The organism is Loktanella sp. DSM 29012 (genome assembly GCF_900110705.1).
GTDB lineage: Bacteria > Pseudomonadota > Alphaproteobacteria > Rhodobacterales > Rhodobacteraceae > Loktanella > Loktanella gaetbuli.
Genome location: NZ_FOEJ01000002.1, coordinates 430,356 through 451,170 on the forward strand (window position 1 = coordinate 430,356; position 20,815 = coordinate 451,170).

21 protein-coding genes are annotated in these 20,815 nt (G+C 62.0%); 9 read left to right on the top strand and 12 right to left on the bottom strand.

Features of this window, described 5'->3' with window-relative positions; all coding sequences use genetic code 11:
- Nucleotides 1–38: 38 nt before the first annotated feature.
- Nucleotides 39–1,493 carry a betaine-aldehyde dehydrogenase gene (gene betB, locus BMX27_RS06800; RefSeq protein ID WP_090159104.1) on the bottom strand — a complete coding sequence of 485 codons (1,455 nt, stop codon included), beginning with the start codon at nt 1,491–1,493 and terminating at the stop codon, nt 39–41.
- A gap of 39 nt (nt 1,494–1,532) precedes the next feature.
- On the bottom strand, nt 1,533–2,087 hold the full coding sequence (gene betI, locus BMX27_RS06805) for a transcriptional regulator BetI (protein ID WP_090159105.1): 555 nt from the start codon (nt 2,085–2,087) through the stop codon (nt 1,533–1,535).
- Nucleotides 2,088–2,172: 85 nt separating this feature from the next.
- On the opposite strand from betI, the gene choX reads away from it, so the two are divergent.
- From choX to BMX27_RS06825, 4 genes are all read left to right on the top strand, one after another.
- A complete protein-coding gene (gene choX / locus BMX27_RS06810) occupies nt 2,173–3,102 on the top strand; it encodes a choline ABC transporter substrate-binding protein (RefSeq protein ID WP_090159106.1) in 930 nt (309 codons plus the stop codon).
- 202 nt (nt 3,103–3,304) lie between these two features.
- The gene (gene choW / locus BMX27_RS06815) at nt 3,305–4,153 is read left to right on the top strand and encodes a choline ABC transporter permease subunit (RefSeq protein ID WP_090159107.1); all 849 of its coding nucleotides are present in this window, start codon (nt 3,305–3,307) and stop codon (nt 4,151–4,153) included.
- A complete protein-coding gene (gene choV, locus BMX27_RS06820; protein WP_090159108.1) occupies nt 4,150–5,163 on the top strand; it encodes a choline ABC transporter ATP-binding protein in 1,014 nt (337 codons plus the stop codon). Before choW ends, choV begins: the two co-directional genes overlap by 4 nt.
- Nucleotides 5,164–5,267: 104 nt before the next feature.
- A complete protein-coding gene (locus BMX27_RS06825; RefSeq protein ID WP_090159223.1) occupies nt 5,268–5,621 on the top strand; it encodes a cupin domain-containing protein in 354 nt (117 codons plus the stop codon).
- Between the two features lie 131 nt (nt 5,622–5,752).
- Here BMX27_RS06825 and BMX27_RS06830 read toward each other — a convergent pair whose 3' ends face one another.
- The 5 genes from BMX27_RS06830 to mgtE form a co-directional block, all read right to left on the bottom strand.
- A complete protein-coding gene (locus BMX27_RS06830; protein ID WP_090159109.1) occupies nt 5,753–6,502 on the bottom strand; it encodes a YebC/PmpR family DNA-binding transcriptional regulator in 750 nt (249 codons plus the stop codon).
- A gap of 68 nt (nt 6,503–6,570) precedes the next feature.
- Nucleotides 6,571–8,346, bottom strand: coding sequence for an SLC13 family permease (locus tag BMX27_RS06835; RefSeq protein ID WP_090159110.1), 1,776 nt, complete (start codon nt 8,344–8,346; stop codon nt 6,571–6,573).
- 72 nt (nt 8,347–8,418) lie between these two features.
- Entirely contained in the window at nt 8,419–9,234 is an 816-nt protein-coding gene (locus tag BMX27_RS06840; RefSeq protein ID WP_090159111.1) for a TIGR00282 family metallophosphoesterase, read from the bottom strand.
- Between the two features lie 62 nt (nt 9,235–9,296).
- Nucleotides 9,297–9,854, bottom strand: a complete 558-nt coding sequence (locus BMX27_RS06845) for a 5-formyltetrahydrofolate cyclo-ligase (RefSeq protein ID WP_090159112.1) — start codon at nt 9,852–9,854, stop codon at nt 9,297–9,299.
- The gene (gene mgtE, locus BMX27_RS06850; RefSeq protein WP_090159113.1) at nt 9,842–11,230 is read right to left on the bottom strand and encodes a magnesium transporter; all 1,389 of its coding nucleotides are present in this window, start codon (nt 11,228–11,230) and stop codon (nt 9,842–9,844) included. The genes BMX27_RS06845 and mgtE overlap by 13 nt, the downstream gene beginning before the upstream one ends.
- A gap of 106 nt (nt 11,231–11,336) precedes the next feature.
- On the opposite strand from mgtE, the gene guaD reads away from it, so the two are divergent.
- Together guaD and BMX27_RS16710 are read left to right on the top strand one after the other, a co-directional pair.
- Entirely contained in the window at nt 11,337–12,650 is a 1,314-nt protein-coding gene (gene guaD, locus BMX27_RS06855; RefSeq protein ID WP_090159114.1) for a guanine deaminase, read from the top strand.
- A gap of 32 nt (nt 12,651–12,682) precedes the next feature.
- Nucleotides 12,683–14,293 carry a hypothetical protein gene (locus BMX27_RS16710; RefSeq protein ID WP_143056794.1) on the top strand — a complete coding sequence of 537 codons (1,611 nt, stop codon included), beginning with the start codon at nt 12,683–12,685 and terminating at the stop codon, nt 14,291–14,293.
- Here BMX27_RS16710 and BMX27_RS06865 read toward each other — a convergent pair.
- The 4 genes from BMX27_RS06865 to BMX27_RS06880 all read right to left on the bottom strand — a co-directional run bounded on the left by BMX27_RS06865 (nt 14,290) and on the right by BMX27_RS06880 (nt 17,463).
- A complete protein-coding gene (locus tag BMX27_RS06865) occupies nt 14,290–14,772 on the bottom strand; it encodes a CAP domain-containing protein (RefSeq protein WP_090159116.1) in 483 nt (160 codons plus the stop codon). The two genes, BMX27_RS16710 and BMX27_RS06865, sit on opposite strands and share 4 nt — an antisense overlap.
- 90 nt (nt 14,773–14,862) lie before the next feature.
- Complete coding sequence (locus BMX27_RS06870) at nt 14,863–16,203, bottom strand: 8-oxoguanine deaminase (protein ID WP_090159117.1); 1,341 nt, start codon at nt 16,201–16,203, stop codon at nt 14,863–14,865.
- A complete protein-coding gene (locus BMX27_RS06875) occupies nt 16,196–17,008 on the bottom strand; it encodes an inositol monophosphatase family protein (RefSeq protein ID WP_090159118.1) in 813 nt (270 codons plus the stop codon). Before BMX27_RS06875 ends, BMX27_RS06870 begins: the two co-directional genes overlap by 8 nt.
- 89 nt (nt 17,009–17,097) lie before the next feature.
- Nucleotides 17,098–17,463 (bottom strand): helix-turn-helix domain-containing protein, encoded by a 366-nt coding sequence (locus BMX27_RS06880; protein ID WP_090159119.1) that lies wholly within the window; start codon nt 17,461–17,463, stop codon nt 17,098–17,100.
- Between the two features lie 268 nt (nt 17,464–17,731).
- Here BMX27_RS06880 and BMX27_RS06885 point away from each other — a divergent pair, with 268 nt between their 5' ends.
- On the top strand, nt 17,732–18,691 hold the full coding sequence (locus BMX27_RS06885) for an NADPH:quinone oxidoreductase family protein (RefSeq protein ID WP_090159120.1): 960 nt from the start codon (nt 17,732–17,734) through the stop codon (nt 18,689–18,691).
- Here the strand turns inward: BMX27_RS06885 and BMX27_RS06890 are convergent.
- Complete coding sequence (locus BMX27_RS06890; protein WP_090159121.1) at nt 18,681–19,547, bottom strand: LysR family transcriptional regulator; 867 nt, start codon at nt 19,545–19,547, stop codon at nt 18,681–18,683. The genes BMX27_RS06885 and BMX27_RS06890 overlap by 11 nt on opposite strands.
- Before the next feature lie 114 nt (nt 19,548–19,661).
- Between BMX27_RS06890 and BMX27_RS06895 the strand changes: the two genes are divergently transcribed.
- Both BMX27_RS06895 and BMX27_RS06900 read left to right on the top strand, forming a co-directional pair.
- Nucleotides 19,662–19,874, top strand: a complete 213-nt coding sequence (locus BMX27_RS06895) for a YjiS-like domain-containing protein (RefSeq protein WP_090159122.1) — start codon at nt 19,662–19,664, stop codon at nt 19,872–19,874.
- 122 nt (nt 19,875–19,996) lie between these two features.
- A complete protein-coding gene (locus tag BMX27_RS06900; RefSeq protein WP_090159123.1) occupies nt 19,997–20,767 on the top strand; it encodes a Bax inhibitor-1/YccA family protein in 771 nt (256 codons plus the stop codon).
- Nucleotides 20,768–20,815 lie beyond the last annotated feature (48 nt).

Genomic DNA, 20,815 nt, shown 5'->3' on the forward strand with positions numbered 1-20,815 from the left:
TCGCGAAAATTTGGCCCCCGGCATCCGCCGGACGGCCCCTAGAATGGTGCTTCGACCGGGTTCATGGCGACGTAGACGCCCTTGAGCTGGCTATAATGATCAATCGCCGCCTTGGAATTCTCGCGGCCCACGCCGGACAGCTTCATCCCACCGAAGGGTGCCTCGACCGGGGCGAGGTTGTGGGTGTTGATATAGCACGTTCCTGCCTCGAACCCGGCAGCCATGCGGTGCGCTCGCGCCAGATCGCGGGTGAACACCGACGCCGCCAGACCGTAGGGCGTGTCGTTGGCCCGGCGCAGCGCCTCTTCTTCGGTATCGAAGGTCAGCACCGACATGACGGGGCCAAAGATTTCATCCGTCGCGATCGTCATGTCGTCCGTTACATCGGCAAAGACGGTCGGTTCGAGAAAGAAACCGTCAAGGTCCGGTCGTTTGCCGCCCGTCACCAGCCGTGCGCCCTCTTGCACGCCCTTGGCGATGAACCCTTCGACCAGATCGCGCTGACGTGCGCTGACCATCGGGCCAAAGTTGGTCGCCATGTCCTGCGGGTCGCTCATGACGACGTTTTGCAGACGCTCTGACAGGCGGGCCAAGAACGCATCCACCATGCCCCGCTGCACGAACACCCGCGTGCCGTTGGAACAGACCTGCCCCGAGGAATAGAAATTGCCCAGGATCGCGCCGCCCACGGCATCATCCAGGTCCGCATCGTCGAATACCACCTGCGGGGATTTCCCGCCCAGTTCCATCGTGACGTGGCGCAGCCCCTCGGCTGCGGCGGCATAGACCCGCTTGCCCGTGGGCACCGAGCCGGTCAGCGACACCTTGGCCACGCGTGGATCTGTGGTCAGCGCGGCCCCCACGGCCCCCAGCCCCTGCACCACGTTGAACACGCCCGGCGGCGCGCCCGCCTCGGTCAGGATTTCCGCGACCTTCAGCGCACACAGCGGCGTGGTCTCGGACGGTTTGAACACCATCGTGTTGCCACAGGCCAGCGCCGGTGCGGCCTTCCAGCAGGCGATCTGGGTGGGATAGTTCCAGGCCCCGATACCCACGCAGACGCCCAGCGCCTCGCGGCGGGCATAGACGAAATCGCCGCCTGCCAGCTGGATATGCTCGCCCGTCAGACTGCCCGCGAGGCCGCCGAAGTATTCCAGCGCATCCGCACCGGACGTGGCATCGGCCACGGTCGTTTCCTGCAAAGGTTTGCCGGTATCATAGGTTTCCAGCACCGACAGGTCATGGTTGCGTTCGCGCATGATGTCGGCGGCGCGGCGCAGGATGCGGCCGCGTTCCGTGCCGGTCAATGCGGCCCATGCCGCCTGCGCATTCGCAGCAGCAGCCAGCGCGCGGTCAATGATCGCGGGGGTAGCCGCGTGGACGGTGGCAATCGTCTCTCCGGTGTAGGCATAGACGACGGGGATCGCCTCTCCGGCGGTATCCTCGACGTATTCACCTGCAATGTAGTGGCTGGCGGTCGGTTGGGTGGTCATGATCTATGCCTCCGATGGGCGAAAATGAAAATTGATGGCTCAGGCGCGGCGCAGCAGGTTCAGCAGTGTCAGGACACGTTCAGCACCCGCCGTCCCTACCCGGTCTGACGCGGCGCGCAGGTAGATGCCGTCGATCATCGCAGCGAGGGTGTCGGCAGCACCGGCAGGGTCAGGGGTCTGACCGCGCAGCGCATGGGTCAGGTTCGACCGCAATCGCCGCTGATACAGGCGCAGCAGGTGCAGCGCGTCAGGGTTCGTCTGGGCCTGCCCGTAAAACGTCATCCAGGCGGCGACTACGCCAGGCGCAAAACAGGACTGCGCAAAACTCGCGGTCACGATGGCGGCGGCACGGTCGTCGGTATCCCGCAGGGCGCTGATCACCTCCTTGCGATAGTCGGTCAGGATCTGGCGCATCGCCGCGACAAATATCTGACCCTTGCCCCCGAAATAGTGATGCGCCAGCGCCGACGACATGCCCGCACGCTTTGCGATGCGGCTGACAGAGACGTCCAGCGAACCAGCGTCGCCGACCTCTGCAATCGTGGCTTTCACCAAGGCAGCACGGCGTATAGGCTCCATTCCAAGCTTTGGCATGTTGTCACTCCTGATCAGGTGTGGCACCCATAGCCCAAATTTGATTGACTGATCAATCAACAAAAAACTGACCGGGAGAAACCTAATGACCCTTCGCTCTACACTTTCCGTCATTGCCCTTGTTGCGGCCACGCCCGCACTGGCACAGGACAACTGCACCGAAGTCACCTTTGCCGATGTGGGCTGGACCGACATCACGGCCACAACCGCCGCCACATCCGTGGTGCTGGACGCGCTGGGATACGACACCGAAACCAAATTGCTCAGCGTGCCCGTGACCTACATTTCGCTGGCCGAAGGCGACGTTGACGTATTCTTGGGCAACTGGATGCCCACGATGGAGGCTGACATCGCCCCCTACCGCGAGGCCGGCACCGTGGACACCGTGCGCGCCAACCTCGAAGGTGCGAAATACACCCTCGCCGTGAACAAGGCCGCCGCCGACATGGGCATCACCACCTTTGCCGATATCGCCACCAACCGCGACGCGCTGGACGGCCAGATCTACGGGATCGAGCCGGGCAATGACGGCAACCGCCTGATCCTCGACATGATCGGCGCAAATGCATTCGACCTCGAAGGTTTCGAGGTCGTCGAATCGTCCGAACAGGGCATGCTGGCACAGGTCGAACGCGCCGACCGTGGCGGCGACCCGGTCGTGTTCCTGGGCTGGGAACCCCACCCGATGAACGCCAAGTTCGACATGACCTATCTGGAGGGTGGCGACGACTGGTTCGGCCCCGATCTGGGTGGCGCGACCGTCTATACCAACACCACCGCCGGTTTCGCCGAGGCCTGCCCGAACGTCGGCACCCTGCTGACCAACCTCGTGTTCAGCCTCGAAATGGAAAACGAGATCATGGGCGCGATCCTGAACGACAACGCCGACCCCGAAGAGGCGGCGACCGCATGGCTGGCGGATAACGCGGCCACGTGGCAGCCCTGGCTGGAAGGCGTGACCACGGTTGACGGTGGCGACGCCACCGCAGCCGTCACAGCCGCACTGGCCAACTGATTTCCGAACGGGGCCGCATGCAGATGCGGCCCCGTTTCACAAATGACGGCCCCGACCCACGGCACCCTTGGCGGATGCGGCGGCTTGGGACTGAAACGGGCCCATCCCGACCGCACAGCACCGTGCTGCGGTAATGTCGCCCGACACTGTTGTAACCGAACAGCGCGCCACACGGGGCCGCGCCGCTGAAGGAGTTCACGAGATGGACTGGCTAAGCCTGAGTTTCCTGACAGACACAAAAATACCCGTCGGCGCCTGGTGCCGCGACCTGTTCGACGCGCTGAACGCCGCGATCGGACCAGCAATCGACCTTTTTGCCGACAGCCTGCGTGATTCGGTCGACTGGATCGTCGATACCGTGCTGATCCCACCGCCCATCGTTGTCGTCCTGCTGTTCGTCGCATTGGCCTATGCGCTGCAACGACGCTGGCAGACGGCGCTACTGGTGCTGGTCGGGTTCCTGTTCATCCTGAACCAGGGCTACTGGGAGGAAACGATCCAATCCCTCACGCTGGTGCTGCTGGCCTGCACGGCCTGCATGTTGATCGGCGTGCCCATCGGCATCGCAGGTGCGCATCACCCCCGGTTCTACCGCGCGCTGGTGCCGGTGCTGGACCTGATGCAGACGCTGCCGACCTTTGTTTACCTGATCCCCACGGTGGTGCTGTTCGGGATCGGCATCGTGCCGGGTCTGATCGCCACCGTGATCTTTGTGCTGCCTGCGCCGATCCGTCTGACCTACCTCGGGATTTCCTCCACACCCACGGCCCTGATCGAGGCCGCACAGGCGTTTGGTGCCACGAAACGCCAATTGCTGTGGAAGGTCGAACTGCCATCCGCCACGCCGCAGATCATGGCGGGCCTCAATCAGGCGATCATGCTGTCGTTGTCGATGGTCGTCATCGCAGGTCTTGTCGGGGCCGCCGGCCTGGGCGTGCCGGTGGTGCGCGCCCTGAACACCGTGAACACCGCGCTGGGTTTTGAATCCGGCTTTATCATCGTGATCGTCGCGATCATGCTCGACCGTACGCTGAGGGTCCGCAAACCATGAATGCTGTAGAATTCGACAACGTTTCCATCGTCTTTGGCGACCGCCCGCGATCGGCCCTGCCGCTGATGGACCAGGGCAAGACGCGCGCCGAGGTGCAGGCAGAGACCGATCAGGTGCTTGGCGTGCACAATTGTTCTCTGACGGTGGAAGAAGGCGAAATCCTCGTGCTGATGGGCCTGTCGGGGTCCGGCAAATCGACGCTGCTGCGGTCCGTCAACGGGTTGAACCCGGTGGTGCGCGGCGACGTGCGGATCGCCACGCCCGACGGCATGCAATCGGTGACTCAGGCCAAATCGCGCAAACTGCGCAAACTGCGCCTGTCCAATGTGGCGATGGTGTTCCAGCAGTTCGGCCTGCTGCCATGGCGCACCGTGCGCGACAACGTGGGCCTTGGCCTTGAATTGGGCGGACTGTCCACCGCCAAACGCCGCGCTCGCGTGGACGAGGAACTGGCCCTTGTCGGTCTGGCCGACCGCGCCGACGCGCTCGTGGGCGAACTGTCGGGCGGCATGCAGCAACGCGTGGGCCTTGCCCGCGCCTTTACCACGGATGCGCCGATCCTGCTGATGGACGAGCCGTTCAGCGCACTTGACCCGCTGATCCGTGCGCGTTTGCAAGACGAGCTGCTGGACATGCAGGCCGAACGTGGCCGGACCATCATTTTCGTCAGCCACGATCTGGACGAGGCGTTCAAGATCGGCAATCGCATCGCCATCATGGAAGGCGGGCGTATCATCCAGACCGGCACCCCACGCGACATCTTTACCAACCCAGCCAACGACTACGTGGCCGATTTCGTGGCCCACATGAACCCGCTGGGCGTGCTGACCGCCCGCGACGTGATGACCCCCGGCACCGCCGGCGCATCCGAAATCGCAGCCGAAACCCCGGTGCAGGACATCATCGATACGTTGAAACAGGGCATGATCCTGAGCGTGGTGGAAAACGGCCAAAAGATCGGCCAGATCACCCCGACCTCCGTTCTCAACAGCCTGTCAAAGAACAGCTAGATGAGTTTGGAATCCGCATGTGGATGACCGCTGTGGGGACAAACTTGCTATTCCAGCGCATCGCAAGATATCGTACCGTGAGCTTTGGAGATGGAAAGCAAAAGATGGCCAAGTCGATAAATCTGGCGGCAAAGCTCGCAACATTTGACGAAAAATGGTCTCCGCGCACTGTAGCATCCTTCAATGGTCACGACGTCATGGTCGTGAAGGTCGAGGGAGAGTTCAGATGGCATTCCCACGCAGACACAGATGATTTCTTCCTTGTTCTTTCAGGTGAAATCGAGATCCGGCTCAGGGACGGACCCGTCACCGTGACAGCGGGAGAGATGTTTGTCGTTCCTAAAGGTGTCGAACATTGCCCGATCGCCGAAAAGGAAGCGCATCTGTTGCTGATCGAGCCGACTGGAACCCCCAACACTGGCGATGCCAGAACTGCCGCAGACCGGAAAGTCATCTAAGCGACTGACCGAAATGGGATCAAACCTGCCGCTCTCCTGCCATGCAAACGGCTCAAGCCCGCGCCACCAACGCACCAAACAAAAAGGCCCCCCGCAGGAGGCCCTTTGCATATCACCCAATCAGATAGAACTTAGCTTTCGGCGTAGGCGGCCATGACCTCGTCGCTGGCGTCGACGTTGGTGGTGACGTTCTGCACATCGTCGTCGTCCTCGAGTGTCTCGACCAGGCGCATCAGCTTGGTCAGGCCTTCCAGATCCAACTCGGTCTGCATGTTCGGCTTCCAGATCAGCTTGGTGGATTCCGCCTCGCCCAATACGGCCTCCAGTGCGGTGGACACGTCGTTCAGATCGGTCCCTTCGCACAGAATGACGTGGTTTTCATCGTCCGACTGCACATCCTCTGCGCCGGCCTCGATGGCCGCCATCATGACCGTGTCCTCGTCACCGACAGACGCGGGATAGACGATCTGACCCTTGCGGTCGAACATATAGCCGACGCTGCCCGTCTCGCCCAGATTGCCGCCGCTCTTGGTGAATGTCGAACGGACCGAAGATGCGGTGCGGTTGCGGTTGTCGGTCATCGCCTCGACGATGACAGCCACACCGCCGGGGCCGTAGCCTTCGTAGCGGATCTCGTCATAGTTTTCGGCGTCACCGCCCACGGCCTTGTTGATCGCGCGCTCGATCACGTCCTTTGGCACCGAGGAGGATTTCGCTTCCTTGACGGCCAGACGCAGGCGGGGGTTTTTGTCGGGATCAGGGTCGCCCATCTTGGCGGCGACGGTGATTTCCTTGCTCAGCTTGGAAAACAGCTTGGCCCGGATCTTGTCCTGACGACCCTTGCGATGCTGGATGTTCGCCCATTTGGAATGTCCGGCCATGGCGGGAATCCTTTTGCAGAAATTTGTGTCAGCGGCCTATAGCGCAGCCCGCCCCTGCCCCGCAAGCATCACAGCGGATAGATCATCGGGATCGCGATGGAACAGATGACCGCAAGGCTCAGGTTAAGCGGCAGACCCACGCGCAAAAAGTCGGTGAATTTGTATCCGCCAGGGCCGTAGACCAAGGTGTTTGTCTGATAGCCGATGGGCGTGGAAAAGCTGGCCGATGCCGCCATCATCACCGCAATCACCAGCGGACGCGGATCAAGCCCCAGCGCGCTTGCCAACCCGATGGCAATCGGCGTGATGACAACAGCCACGGCGTTGTTCGACACCAGTTCCGTCAGCACCATCGACAGCGTGTAGACGCAGAAAACCACAAAGAACGGCGGCATGGTCTGCAAGGTTGGCGCGATGGCATTGGCGATGATTTCCACCGCACCCGAGGCCTCCAGTGCGGCCCCTACCGCCAACATCCCGAAAATCAGCGCAAGCAACGGCCCGTCCACGCTGGCAAAGGCTTCGTCCGCGTCGATACAGCCCGTGATCAGCACGATCACGACCCCCAGAAACGCCAGATGCAGGATGGGTGCCACGCCAAGTGCGGCCAGCACGACGATCCCCAGCATGGTCGCGATGGCGATGGGCGCGTGACTGCGGCGGTAGGCGCGTTCGGACGGTTTGGACACATCCGCCAGCTTCATTTCCAGTGCCAGTCGCTGAATATCCTCTGGCGCACCTTCCAGCAGCAGGGTGTCACCGACCTTGACAACCACGTCCTGCAACTGGCGGATGTTCTTGTCCCGCCGGTGTACGGCGAGGACATAGACGCCGTAACGGCGGCGCAGGCGCATCGCACCCAGCGAACGGCCGACCATCTTGCAATCAGGGGAAATCAGCACCTCGACCGTCGTGGTTTCCACCGCCGACAGCTGGTCCACGCGGCGCAATTCCTTGTTTGCCTGCAACGACAGGATTTCGGACATCGCGGTGCGCAGCACTACGCGGTCGCCCACCTGCAATTCGACGGCCTCCAGATCGTGACGCAGGGACGCATCGCGCCGCACCACGTCGATCAGCCGCACGCCGTCGCGCTTGAACAGCTGCACGCCCGATACCTCGCGCCCGATCAGGTTGCTTTCGGGGGGGATCACGGCTTCGGTGAAAAACCGCATCTTGGACCGGTCCGACAACATGGCGGCCATGCTGGTCCGGTCGGGCAGCAGCCGGTTGCCGAATATCACCAGATACAGCATCGCCCAGACGGCAATGACCAGCCCGATCGGCGTGACCTCGAATATGCCAAAAGGTTCCATCCCCGCCTGCCGCGCCACACCGTCCACGACCAGGTTGGTCGACGTACCGATCAGCGTCAGCGTGCCGCCGACGATGGACCCGTAGGACAGCGGGATCAGCAGCTTGGACGCTGCGATTTTCATGGTGCGGGCCATCTGGATGAACACCGGCAGCATGACGACAACCACCGGCGTGTTGTTCACGAATGCAGAGGCCGAGATCACGAAGCCCATCACGCCGCCCATGGCCTGACGGGGATTGCGCCGTGCCGCACGTTCGGCGGCCTGCGTGACGTAGTTCAGTGCCCCGGTCCGCACCAGCGCGCCCATGACAATGAACATCATTGCAATGGTCCAGGGTGCGGCGTTCGACAAAACGGCGACCGCATCGTCGTAGGGCAGGATGCCCGTGAACAGCAGCACGCCTGCCCCTGCCATCGCGACCACCTCGGTCGGAAAGACTTCGCGCAGGAACAGCACGAACATGACCCCAAGCACGCAAAGCGTCACGGCCGCCTGATGGTCGTTCAGAAATTCCGCGGGAATCATTGTCATCGCCTTAAAAGTTACACCAGCATCATCGCCCGGCCGTCAGCGCTCTGCAATGGGCTGCAAGACGGGTCAGACAGGCCCCGATTGTTGCAGTCGCCCGCCCTGGCGCACCATAACGTTCTGCGTGGCGCGTCCGGTGCGGTCGTCGGTTTCGACATAGATCCCCGACAGCGTGGCGTCCTCTTCCGCAGGCTGGAAACGGCCCTTGGGCATGCCGGTGATGAAACGGCGCAGGGGTTCGTCCTTTTGCATGCCGATCACGGAATTGTAGTCGCCGCACATCCCCGCATCCGACAGATAGGCCGTGCCACCCGGCAGGATCATCGCATCCGCCGTCGGCACATGTGTATGCGTGCCGACCACGATACTGGCGCGCCCGTCGCAATAATGACCCACGGCCATCTTCTCGGACGTCGCCTCGCAGTGAATATCCACCAGCGACGCGGCCAGTTGCCCGCCCATCGGATATTGCTTCAACACGCCGTCCAGCGCTGAAAACGGATCGTCAAAGGGACGCTTCATGAACACCTGACCCAGCACCTGCGCCACCAGCACCTTGCGTCCACGCGCATCGGTGAACACCCGCGCACCTACGCCAGGGGCCGATTTGGCAAAGTTGATGGGCCGCAGGACGCGCGGTTCCTTTTCGATGAACGCCATCATGTCGCGCTGGTCAAAGGCGTGATCGCCCAGCGTGACGACATCGGCCCCTGCATCTAGGATCAGCCGCGCATGGTCTGGTGACAGGCCCGCACCATTGGTCGCGTTCTCGCCGTTGACCACGACGAAATCCAATTTCCAATCGCGGCGCAGGCGCGGCAGGTGGTCAGTGATGGCGCGACGGCCGGCGCGTCCCATGACGTCGCCCAAAAACATGATTTTCATGGGGTTGGTGTTAGGCCCCTGCCTGACCTGCCGCAAGGGGAACCGGACGTCGTTTCGCGAACTTACCTGCCCGGGATTTCCAGAATCGCGTGTTCCGTCACGACCAGATCCAGCGGCTGATCCGTCGGTTCAATTGGCAGTTCCTCTGCCTCTTGTGCCGCATAGGCAAACCCCACGGCCAGCACCGGTCCGTCGGCGCGCAGCCGTTCCAGCGTGCGATCATAGAACCCACCGCCGTAGCCCAGCCGCCCGCCGCGCCTGTCGAATGCGACCAGCGGCACGATGACGATCTGCGGGGTGATCCAATCGCCCGCCGCCGGCACCAGCGCACCAAAGTCACCCGCCACCATCGCGCAACCCGGCGTCCAGGCACGGAATTGCAGCGGCTGATCCTTGCCCATCACCACCGGCATTGCGACCGGGCCGTGTGCGGCGGCCTCCTCCATCACCGGCAGCGGGTCGATCTCAGTGCGCATCGCGGCATAGCCCGCCAATGGCACGCCACGGTGGCCTGCCAGAAATTCCGACAGCTTGCCCGCCGGGGCCTTGGCCATCGCATGCGCCTCTGCACGCCGGGCAAAGGCATCCGCCCGTGCCTGCGCCTTGGTCACAGCAGCCATACCGCCGCCAGTCCCAGAAAGGCAAAGAACCCAACGATATCCGTCACCGTCGTCACAAATGCACCCGACGCCAGCGCGGGGTCGATGTTCAATCGGTCCAGAATGATCGGCACCCCCGTGCCCGCCAGCCCCGCCACCACGAGGTTAATCACCATCGCGACCGCGATCACGACACCCAGCATGGGCGAGCCGAACCACACAAGCCCGACGACCCCCATCACCACGGCGAACAACAACCCGTTGATCAGGCCCACCAGCACCTCGCGCCGGATGACCCGCCAGACGTTGGACCCGGTCAGATCGCGCGTCGCCAGCGCACGAACCGCCACGGTCAGTGACTGCGTGCCGGCGTTTCCGCCCATGGACGCCACGATGGGCATCAGCACGGCGAGTGCCACCAGCGACGAAATCGTACCCTCGAACAATGAAATCACCAGTGACGCCAGGATCGCCGTCGCCAGGTTCACCGCAAGCCAGGGCGCGCGCTGTTTCGTCGTTTCGATCACCCGGTCCGACAGGCTGCCCTCACCCACACCGGCCAGACGCAGCAGGTCTTCTTCTGCCTCTTCTTCAAGGAATGCCATGGCGTCGTCGATGGTGATGACACCCACGATCCGGCCATCGTCGTCCACCACGGGGGCCGTAATCATGTGATAGTGGTTGATCGCCTGCGCGACCTCCTCGACGTCCTGCGACACGTTGAACGTGCGGAACGTGTCCTCCACCAGGTCCCGCAGCAGCGTCGCGCGCGGGTGCGACAGCACCCGCCCAAGGGTCACGTAGCCCACCGCCTTTAGCCGCGGATCAACGAGAATGATATGATAGAACTGGTCCGGCAGCGTCACATCGGACCGCAAAAAATCGATCGTATCGCCAACCGTCCAGTGTTCCGGCGCGCGCACCAGTTCGACCTGCATGTGGCGACCGGCGGACTCCTCGGGGTAGGTCAGTGATTTCTCGACCACCACGCGGTCCGTGGGCGACAGGGCATCCAGCACCAGATCCTGCTGTTCGGGGTCCAGATATTCGACCAGATCGACAACGTCGTCGCTGTCCAGATCGCGCATCGCCTCGACCAGCTCTGCCGGCTGCATCAGGTCGATGATCTCCTCGCGCAGGTTCTCGTCGAGTTCCGACAGCACCTCGCCGTCGATGCCCTTCCACAACTCCATCAGCTCGCGCCGGGGGCGTGCGTCGATCACCTCAATCAGATGGGCGATGTCGGCGGGGTGCAGCGGTTCCAGCAGCGCCGCGATATCCTCGGCGTTGCGTGCGTCGATCGCCGCGATGACATCGGATACGATGCGGTCGGTGATGCCGAATGCCTCTTCGGTGTCGTCCTCCGGGACCTCCGGTTCGATCTGCGCGTCTGACATGGCGGTCCCCTTGGCTGGCTTGCCCTCAGCATAGCTTGCGCGGACGTGGCGACAACAGCGCATCGGGGTGATTGTGCCTGCTTGGGCCGCCACTTAGGGTGCGGACATGGCAGAACATCTTCTACTGGGGCAAACCCTGCAATTCACCGGTGACGCCCTGGCCGACTGGCAGGCTGCCACCCGTCACGACAGCGCAGGCGCGGTCCTGATCCGCGACGGGCGCATTTCGGATGTCGGCCCCGCGGAAACCCTGCGCCGGAGTTACCCGCAGGCACCCGTCATCGACTATGGCGACGCGCTGATCTGCGCGGGGTTCGTCGATGCGCATATGCACTATCCCCAGACCGCCATGATCGCGAGCTGGGGCAAACGCCTGATCGACTGGCTGAACACCTATACCTTTCCCGAAGAGGCCAAATTCAGCGATCCCGCCTATGCCGACATGATCGCAGGCCGCACGCTGGACCTCACCCTCGCGCACGGCACGACCACGCTCACCAGTTTCTGCACGATCCACCCCGCCTCGGTGGACGCATGGTTTCAGGCGGCAGCGGCCCGCGGCATGGCCGTCGTCGGCGGCAAGACCTGCATGGACCGCAATGCACCCGACGACCTGCGCGACACCGCGCAAACGGCATACGACGACAGCAAGGGTCTGCTGCAACGCTGGCACGGTCAGGGCCGCGCGACCTATGCGATCACGCCACGCTTTTCGCCCACCTCGACGCCCGACCAGATGTCGGCGCTTGGCGCGCTCTGGGCCGAACACCCCGATTGCCTGATGCAGACGCATCTCAGCGAACAGGTCGACGAAATCGCATGGGTCCGCGACCTCTACCCCGATGCCCGCGACTACCTCGACACCTACGAGGCGCACGGATTGCTGGGCGCGCGCGGCCTCTATGGTCACGCGATCCATCTGGAACCGCGCGAAATCGACCGCCTGGCCGAGGTCGGTGCCGCTGTCGTCCATTGCCCGACCTCCAATACCTTCATCGGGTCGGGCCTGTTCGACATGATGGGACTGGCAAGCGCGGGCCTGCGGATCGGGCTGGCCACGGACACCGGCGGCGGGTCCAGTTTTTCCATGCTGCGAGTGATGGCTGCGACCTATGAAATCGGGCAGTTGCGCGGCACGCCGCTGCACCCCGCGCAACTGATGTGGCTGGCGACCGAAGGGTCAGCACAGGCGCTGCACATGGGCGGCCAGATCGGCCATTTGGGCACGGGGGCCATGGCCGACCTCTGCGTGCTCGACCTCGCCTCTACCCCCGCCATCGCCCAGCGCCACGCCAACGCCGACGACATATGGGAGGCGCTGTTCCCCACGCTCATGATGGGCGACGACCGCGCCATCCGCGACGTCTGGGTGGCAGGACGGCGGGTTGAAAAAGGTTGTATCAACATCACTTCACATTAAAGTGCCCTAATTACTCGGGGAAATGCGGATTGATGCAAGAGAGAGATGGCAAAACACCCAGCCTGGGCAACGTTACCACACGTATATTTGCTCCTCTTGCACTAATCGTTGCTATCGCAGCCGCACCATTTCCAATATTTGTCAAATTAGCCCTTGGAGTCTACGTTGCTATATTGGGTTTGATGGCTGTGATCGAAGAAGACTCCAGAATGTCGGAGTTGACAGCAGCTTGGCTATCCAAAGAGAATTTCAATGATGCCTACCTAAGAATTACAGCACGCCCAGTTTTTCGGCTTCGGGCTCGATATGCTTATCCTACCCCACGCAATTCTGGAAATATGAGGTCCCTTCGCGCGGCTTTGACAACAAGGCTCTATGACCGCGCGATGCTAATTGCTGTAGCGTACCCACTTTTGCTTTTGCTCATTCCATGGATATTTAGCGGCGATGTTGTCAAGATTGGCGGCGCTACAATAGTTCCATCGGTAGATACATATGGCGCGTCTCATATAATTGGGACTTCTTGTATATTTCTAAGTATTACTTCTGTCGTCTTACGAATTTCAAAGATGCCAAACCCAGTCTGGACTCTAAGTCTGAGTAAGGGTGAAATGCAATGGACCTTGGCCGATCTCATTGCCTATGCGTCGTATATCATTTTGCTCGCGGCCTTCTCCGTCGATCTTGTTCCACTGAACGTAGCCATCGCATTCGCAATCGCTGGCTGCGGCGCAGTATCCGTTGCGTTAGCATTCGAATTTGCGGAGAATATTGCCGGAGCTGTCGCATTCTTAGGAGCCGTCGCATTCGCGACAACCCTCGCAGTTGCAGGTGAGGTTGCTTTTGCAAAGTCGTTCTTTTTTGCTTTTGTAATTGTGGTGCTGGCGGCAGCCTTGTTGAGGTATGCCAGCAGAAATGGCCACCGCCTTCTCGCTTACTCGATACTGACTATCGTCACTTTATCCACCCTCCTATTGCTAGCCCTGTCTGTGGACTGGCAAGGCATTCCTGAACTCTACAAAGCTCTATTTATTTTCTTTGGATTCTTTCCGCTTATTAATGCAATTTTTGATACGTTTTCATATGCAATCTCGCTGTCCCTCATCAGAAGGGGATTACGCATCAGAAAGAGATCTGCGGTAGGCCTGGCCTTGCTTGATCTATTTGAAGCTTCCCTCCTCTTTTTTCTTCTGGGCGCAGCTCTTATTTTCGGAATCACAACCTTGAATTTTCTTGCCGAAATCACGCTCTTTCCACTTAATAACTTATTTCAAGAGCTCAAAGATTCGTCACAGTCAGACTCAACAGGATTCCCACTTGGACTTTACTGGGTGCCATTGATGGTTTTTTCTACACTGATTCCAACATCAATCCACTTTCTTGTCGCACTTGTAAGCCTACAGACTTTGGCACCTGAAAGATTTCGCTGCTATGTTGCGGATTGCTTGGTAAATATGACAGAGACTGACGTTGCAAACAGACTTGTGGCGGTCACAGGTGGCGCGCTCATAATTACGCTTCCCGTCATTGCCATCGGGCTCATTCTTTGGCTCATATCCAAGGTACTCTGGCCAGTGCTCTCAATGGCCCAATCTGGCTATTTAAAATGGCTTTCTTGGATCGGTAGCATGTTCGGCCTCTAACACGGCAGCAGCATCACCATGACCCAATAGCCGTCGGCGCTGCCGATCCCGTAGTTGGTGTAGGTCGCGTTCAGCATGTTGCGGCGGTGCGCGGGTGAGGCCATCCAACCCGCAAAGGCCTGATCGGACGTGCCGTAGCCCTGTGCGATATTTTCGCCGACGCCGCAGGCCGCAACCCCGGCACGACGGGCGCGGGCCATGGCGTTGCCGCCGGTCCTGTCGCGGTGCGTGAGCGCCCGACGCGCCGCCAGTTCTGCGGCAAAACCCGCCGCCATCCGGTCCAGTGCCGCATTGGACACCAACGGGGCACGCCCGGCCTGCGCCCTTGCAGCGGCCAACTGACGGTCAAATCCGGCAAAGGCGGGCGTGTTGCCAGCGAGGGCCTGCCGAGGCGCACCATCCGACACCATGATGACAGGCACCGGGACCGGCACGCAGGCGGACAATGACAGGATCAGGGGCAAGGCAAACATTTTCATGGCGGACCATCTGCCACGAAATATGCGTTCCGCCTACCCATGCCACGATCTTGCGCCGATTTTTGCCAGCGGCAGACCGATCCGGGTTCATCAAGCCCGTTCGGCCAACCTTGCCGCGAGCATGTTCTGCCGCGCGATCACAGCGCCCGTGTCCACGGTCACCACTTGCCCGTCGCGCACCACGGCGCGGCCCTCGACAAACAGATCCCGCACGCGGGTTGGTCCCGCGAGGACCAGCGCCGCCGCATCCCAACTGCCAGCGGCCTCGATCCCCGAGACATCCCAGACCGCCAGATCAGCACGCATGCCCGGCACGATCTGGCCTACGTCATCGCGCCCCAGCACCCGCGCGCCGCCGCGTGTCGCCAGCCGCAGGGCGGCACGCGCGCTCATGGCGTCGGCACCCTGGCTCACGCGCTGCAGCAGCATTGCCTGCCGCGCCTCGCCGATCAGATTGGCCGCGTCGTTGCTGGCCGATCCGTCCACGCCCAGCCCCACGTTCACGCCTGCATCCAGCATCGCGCGCACTGGCGCGATCCCTGACCCCAGACGGCAATTGGAACAGGGACAATGGGCGACGCCGGTGCCGCTGCGGGCGAACAAGTCAATCTCGGCCGCGTCCAGTTTCACGCAATGCGCGTGCCAGACATCGGGACCGGTCCAGCCCAGATCCTGCGCGTATTCCCCTGGGCGACATCCGAATTTCGCCAGCGAATAGGCCACATCCTCGTCGTTTTCGGCCAGATGCGTGTGCAGCATGACCCCCTTGTCCCGCGCCAGCAGCGCCGCGTCCCGCATCAGGTCGCGACTGACGGAAAACGGCGAACAGGGTGCCACGCCCACCCGCACCATCGCCCCCGGTCTTGGGTCGTGAAAGGCGTCGATGACCCGGATGCAATCCTCCAGGATCGCAGCCTCTCGTTCCACCAGAACATCGGGCGGCAACCCGCCATCGCTGACACCGATGCTCATGGCACCGCGCGTGGGATGAAACCGCAAACCGACCTCTGCGGCGGCGGCAATCGTGTCGTCCAGCCGCGCACCATTGGGAAACAGATACAGGTGATCTGCCGTCGTGGTGCAGCCCGACAATGCCATTTCGATCAGCCCGGTCTGGGTGGATACGAACATGTCTTCGGGCCCGAACCGCGCCCAGATCGGATAGAGCGTCTGCAACCAGCCGAACAACAGCGCGTCCTGTCCGCCCGGCACGGCACGCGTCAGCGATTGATACAGGTGGTGGTGCGTGTTGATCAGCCCCGGCGTGACCACGCATCCCGCCACATCGACCACGTCACCACGGGTCGCCAGACCCCGCCCGATGCCGGCAATCACGCCGTCACGGATCAGGATGTCGCATGTCGCGTGTTCGCTGCCCGCATCATCCATCGTCACGACGCATTGTGCACCGCGCAGCAGCAGTTCAGTCATTCAACGCATCCTGAAGGATCGAAAGCGCCACCGCATGCACATCAGCATTGGCCGCCGCGATGACCTGACCGCCGCTGTAGGCCGCGCCACCCTGCCAGTTCGACACGATGCCGCCCGCCGCCTGGATCACGCTGATCGGGGCTTGAATGTCATAGGCTTTCAAGCCGGCCTCAACGACCAGATCCACCTGCCCTGCCGCCAGCAGCGCATAGCCGTAACAGTCCATCCCGTAGCGCGTCAGCCGCACCCGCTCGGACAGGGCACGAAACGCGCGATATTCCGTCTTGGTCCCGATTTCGGGAAAGGTGCTGAGCAGCGTCACCGCTTCGAGCGAGCGACTGGCCCGGGTCCGCAGGGGATGGGTGCCATGCGGTCCGCGCACCTCGGCCGTACCGAAACCGCCGATGAACCGTTCCTTGATGAAAGGCTGGTCGATGATACCGAAAATCGGTCCGCCGATGGTGGCCACCGAAATCAGCGTGCCCCAGGTCGGGGTGCCGCTGATAAACCCGCGCGTGCCGTCGATCGGGTCCAGCACCCAGATCAGCCCGCTGCGCCCCGTCACGGTCGGCAACTCCTCTCCCAGGATGCCATCGTCTGGGCGGGCCTGCTGGATCACAGCGCGCATCGCCAGTTCGGCCTCGCGGTCCGCGCGGGTCACGGGATCGAACCCGTCGGCGTCCTTGTTTTCAGCCTCAAGCGTCTGAGACCGGAAATAGGACAGCGTCACGTCCCGCGCGGCGTCGGCTGCCGCAAAGGCAACCTTTTGCAGGTCCGATTTCAGTTCGTCAGTCAGCGGTATCATGTAGCCTCAACAGCATAATTCATGCCTTTGGACCTACTTCGCTTGCCGCTGACTTGCCATCGCGAACCGCAAAGGGCCTGAAACCCGGCTCAGGCTGCGTCGCTCAGGACACGCGCCAGGTCGAACAGACGGCGGCGCTGGTTTTCGGGGATCGCGTAATAGGACCGCAGCAGGTCCAGCGCTTCCTTGTCTGACAACAGGTCGCCGGGCGTGCCTTTCTGGTTGTCCTGCTCCTCCAGGTCGATCCCTTCGAAAAAGAATGCAACCGGCACGTCGAGCACCTTGGAAATATCCCAAAGGCGCGATGCGCTGACACGGTTCATGCCGGTTTCGTATTTCTGGATCTGCTGGAACTTGATCCCGACCGCCTCGGCCAGCTGCTGCTGCGTGGTGCCCAGCATCCAGCGCCGGTGGCGAATACGTTTCCCGACATGGACATCAACTTCGTGCTTCATTCTCTTCCCTCAATCGTAAATAAATCGACCCGGCCAATTCGCGCTGGACACGCGGGACCATCAGCAAAGCCCGGGCCTGGCACACAAACCCCCGGCCACACCAAACAAGTCATGGTTGCAGCCAGTGACGACAGATTACCCGCGCACAACCATGGGGCAAGTTGGCTAAAAGGTCATGTCACCCATCCGAACGGATAGGTGCGCCCGTCTTGACACCAAATCGAATAGGCAGTCCGCTGGCCGCAACAGCAGACCAAAAGGTGACCTTGTGCGCGCATTCCAGATCCAGACCTTCGACGCCCAGCCAGCCCTGGCAGAGGTCGAAACCCCCTCTCCCGCTGCGGGTGAGGTCGCGGTCAAAATCGCCGCCTGCGGTCTGAATTTCGCGGACATGCTGATGGCCAAAGGCACCTATCAGGACACGCCGGAACCGCCTTTTACCCTTGGGATGGAGGTTTGCGGCACCGTGATCGCACACGGTCCGGGCGTGGACAGCCCCGCCATCGGCACCCGCGTGGCCGTGTTCGGCGGTCAGGGTGGCCTCGCTGACGTCGCCACCTTTCCTGCCGCCCTGTGTCGCCCGGTGCCGGACGCCATGCCCGATACCGTCGCCGCCGGATTCCAGGTGGCCTATGGCACGTCACATCTGGCGCTGACGCGCCGCGCGCGCCTGCAACCGGGGGAAACCCTGCTGGTGCTGGGGGCCGCAGGCGGCGTGGGCCTGACGGCGGTGGAAATCGGCAAGGCGCTGGGCGCGCGGGTCATCGCCGTGGCACGCGGCGCGGACAAGCTGGCGGTCGCCCGCGAGGCCGGCGCCGATCATCTGATCGACAGCACTGACGGCGACCTTAAATCGCAGCTTAAGGCGCTGGGCGGTGTCGATGTGGTCTATGACCCCGTGGGCGGCGACGCGTTCAAGGCTGCCCTGTCGGCCTGCAACCGCGAGGCGCGGGTCATCGCCATCGGTTTTGCCAGCGGTGACGTGCCGCAGATCCCCGCGAACATCCTGCTGGTGAAAAACATCACCGTCATCGGGTTCTACTGGGGCGGCTATCTGAAATTCGCACCCGATGCGCTGACCGACAGCCTGTCGGACCTGATGGACCTCTATGCGCAGGGCAAGCTGCGTCCGCACATCAGCCATGTCTCGCCGCTGGACCGCGCGGGCGAAGGTCTGGACCTGCTGGCCAACCGTCAGGCCACCGGCAAGGTCGTGATCACGCCATAGCCGGTTCGCGCTGGCCGTAGGTTGCGCGCACCAGTTCCGACAGGCGCGTCAGCACCGGCGCGTCACCCCCCTGGGCATACATCGCAATCTTGGTCCGGCCCAGGTCGGGCAAGGCCCCGCCGTGGGCGATTTCCTCGTGCTGGCGGGAAATGTCGGTCCTGATGACCGCCTGCACCGCCAGATCGGCACTGACAGCGGCGTTGACCGCGCTATCACCATCCGATTCCACGACCAGTTCCCATGCGATTTCGGCCTGTTCCAGCGCCCGGATCACCCCGGGTCGAAAGACGCAATTGCTGCAATAGGCCAACCGCAGGGGGCGCGTGCGCCAGGCCGTGCCCCCGATGGCCCCGACCCATGCCAAGGGGATCTCGGTCAGGGTCTCGGCCTCGGGACCGGGGACGGCCTCGGTAGTGATGATGACGTCACATGCGCCCCGATCGAACATGTCGCGCAGCTGCAATGTGGGGGCCGATATCAGCTGCACCCGCACCCGCGGAAATTCGGTCGAAAACGCGCGCAACACGCGCGGCACATAGGGATCAACGATGTCATGCGGCACGCCCAGACGGATTTCGCCGGAAAATTCCTGTGCGGTCAGCCGGGCGAATACCTCGTCGTTCAGCGCCAGTATCCGGTGCCCGTATCCCAGCAATTGTTCGCCCGCCGCCGTCAACCCGATGGTCCGCCCCGACCGGTCCATCAGGGTCAGGCCCAGCGAATCCTCTAGCCTGCGCAACTGCATCGACACCGCCGATTGCGTCAGGTTCAGGATTCCCGCCGCACGGGTCACGCCGCCGCAGTCCGCCACCGCGACAAAGGATCGCAAGGCCGTCATATCGATGTTCCGGGGCATATCACAATCCTTGATACGACAATTCAGAGATATTCGTTTGAACTATGGATAAACCGCGCCCAGATATCAAGCATCGAGATAGATTGACCAATTCACTTCACACAGGATGATATCATGACGACCCTAACACAACGGCATTTGCAGGCCAGAACACCCCGACTTGGCCTGTTTGCACGCCTGATTGCCGCCGACCGGACATTTCGCCAACGCCGGACGATGCACCGGCTGACCGACGCGCAGTTGCGCGACATCGGGTTGACCCGCGCCCAGATCGCAGCCGACACAGCGCAGCCTGTCTGGGACTCTCCGCGTCACTGGCGCGCCTGAGGGTTTCGGGCCTGCCGATCACTCCGATTTCAGGTCCATACCACTTGAAATAAGGGGGCAACCTGCCAATATCGGGCACGAGCGTCGAAAAATCCGGCGCAACGTTTTTGCAGGAGGTCTCAATGGCACAATACCAGACGATCCCCCGCGCGGGCACCTCCCGCACGGCTATGATCGACGAAGGGCTGCGCGCCCACATGAACAAGGTCTACGGCATCATGTCCGTGGGCATGCTGATTACGGCACTCGCCGCCTGGGCCATCTCGGGTCTGGCGATTTCGACCGAACCGACCGCCTACCAGATCGGGTCCAGCACCTATCTGACCGAATTCGGCGCGACGCTGTGGACCAGCCCGCTGAAATGGGTCGTGATGTTCGCCCCCCTCGTCATGGTGTTCGCTTTTGGCGCGATGATCAACAAACTGTCCGCTGCCGGTGCACAGACGTTCTTTTACGCGTTTGCGGCGCTGATGGGTATTTCGCTGTCGTGGATCTTTGCGGTCTACACCGGCGTGTCGATCATCCAGGTGTTCCTGATCACCGCGATCGCATTTGCGTCGCTGTCGATGTACGGCTACACGACCAAACGTGACATCTCGGCCTGGGGCAGCTTCCTCATCATGGGTGTTGTCGGCCTGATCATCGCCAGCATCGTGAACATCTTCCTCGGGTCGGGCGTTGTCCAATTGGCGATTTCCGTTCTGGGTGTGCTGATCTTTGCGGGTCTGACAGCCTATGACACACAAAAGATCAAGAACGACTACATCGCACACGCCCAGCATGGCGACAGCGAGTGGCTGGCGAAATCGGCGATCATGGGTGCGCTGAACCTGTACCTCGATTTCATCAACATGTTCATGTTCCTGCTGCAACTGTTCGGCAACCGCGAATAATCAGCACGACATACCCGTTATCAAAGGCCGGTCAGCTGACCGGCCTTT

What these genes read in the sequence shown, in the direction of transcription:
- BMX27_RS06895 (WP_090159122.1), top strand. Translation starts at nt 19,662, where the DNA reads ATGACGACCCTAACACAACGGCATTTGCAGGCCAGAACACCCCGACTT.
- betB (WP_090159104.1), bottom strand. Translation starts at nt 1,493, where the DNA reads ATGACCACCCAACCGACCGCCAGCCACTACATTGCAGGTGAATACGTC.
- choX (WP_090159106.1), top strand. Translation starts at nt 2,173, where the DNA reads ATGACCCTTCGCTCTACACTTTCCGTCATTGCCCTTGTTGCGGCCACG.
- choW (WP_090159107.1), top strand. Translation starts at nt 3,305, where the DNA reads ATGGACTGGCTAAGCCTGAGTTTCCTGACAGACACAAAAATACCCGTC.
- betI (WP_090159105.1), bottom strand. Translation starts at nt 2,087, where the DNA reads ATGCCAAAGCTTGGAATGGAGCCTATACGCCGTGCTGCCTTGGTGAAA.
- BMX27_RS06840 (WP_090159111.1), bottom strand. Translation starts at nt 9,234, where the DNA reads ATGAAAATCATGTTTTTGGGCGACGTCATGGGACGCGCCGGCCGTCGC.
- BMX27_RS06845 (WP_090159112.1), bottom strand. Translation starts at nt 9,854, where the DNA reads ATGGCTGCTGTGACCAAGGCGCAGGCACGGGCGGATGCCTTTGCCCGG.
- mgtE (WP_090159113.1), bottom strand. Translation starts at nt 11,230, where the DNA reads ATGTCAGACGCGCAGATCGAACCGGAGGTCCCGGAGGACGACACCGAA.
- BMX27_RS06875 (WP_090159118.1), bottom strand. Translation starts at nt 17,008, where the DNA reads ATGATACCGCTGACTGACGAACTGAAATCGGACCTGCAAAAGGTTGCC.
- BMX27_RS06880 (WP_090159119.1), bottom strand. Translation starts at nt 17,463, where the DNA reads ATGAAGCACGAAGTTGATGTCCATGTCGGGAAACGTATTCGCCACCGG.
- guaD (WP_090159114.1), top strand. Translation starts at nt 11,337, where the DNA reads ATGGCAGAACATCTTCTACTGGGGCAAACCCTGCAATTCACCGGTGAC.
- BMX27_RS06835 (WP_090159110.1), bottom strand. Translation starts at nt 8,346, where the DNA reads ATGATTCCCGCGGAATTTCTGAACGACCATCAGGCGGCCGTGACGCTT.
- BMX27_RS06830 (WP_090159109.1), bottom strand. Translation starts at nt 6,502, where the DNA reads ATGGCCGGACATTCCAAATGGGCGAACATCCAGCATCGCAAGGGTCGT.
- BMX27_RS06900 (WP_090159123.1), top strand. Translation starts at nt 19,997, where the DNA reads ATGGCACAATACCAGACGATCCCCCGCGCGGGCACCTCCCGCACGGCT.
- BMX27_RS06890 (WP_090159121.1), bottom strand. Translation starts at nt 19,547, where the DNA reads ATGCCCCGGAACATCGATATGACGGCCTTGCGATCCTTTGTCGCGGTG.
- choV (WP_090159108.1), top strand. Translation starts at nt 4,150, where the DNA reads ATGAATGCTGTAGAATTCGACAACGTTTCCATCGTCTTTGGCGACCGC.
- BMX27_RS06825 (WP_090159223.1), top strand. Translation starts at nt 5,268, where the DNA reads ATGGCCAAGTCGATAAATCTGGCGGCAAAGCTCGCAACATTTGACGAA.
- BMX27_RS16710 (WP_143056794.1), top strand. Translation starts at nt 12,683, where the DNA reads ATGCAAGAGAGAGATGGCAAAACACCCAGCCTGGGCAACGTTACCACA.
- BMX27_RS06865 (WP_090159116.1), bottom strand. Translation starts at nt 14,772, where the DNA reads ATGAAAATGTTTGCCTTGCCCCTGATCCTGTCATTGTCCGCCTGCGTG.
- BMX27_RS06870 (WP_090159117.1), bottom strand. Translation starts at nt 16,203, where the DNA reads ATGACTGAACTGCTGCTGCGCGGTGCACAATGCGTCGTGACGATGGAT.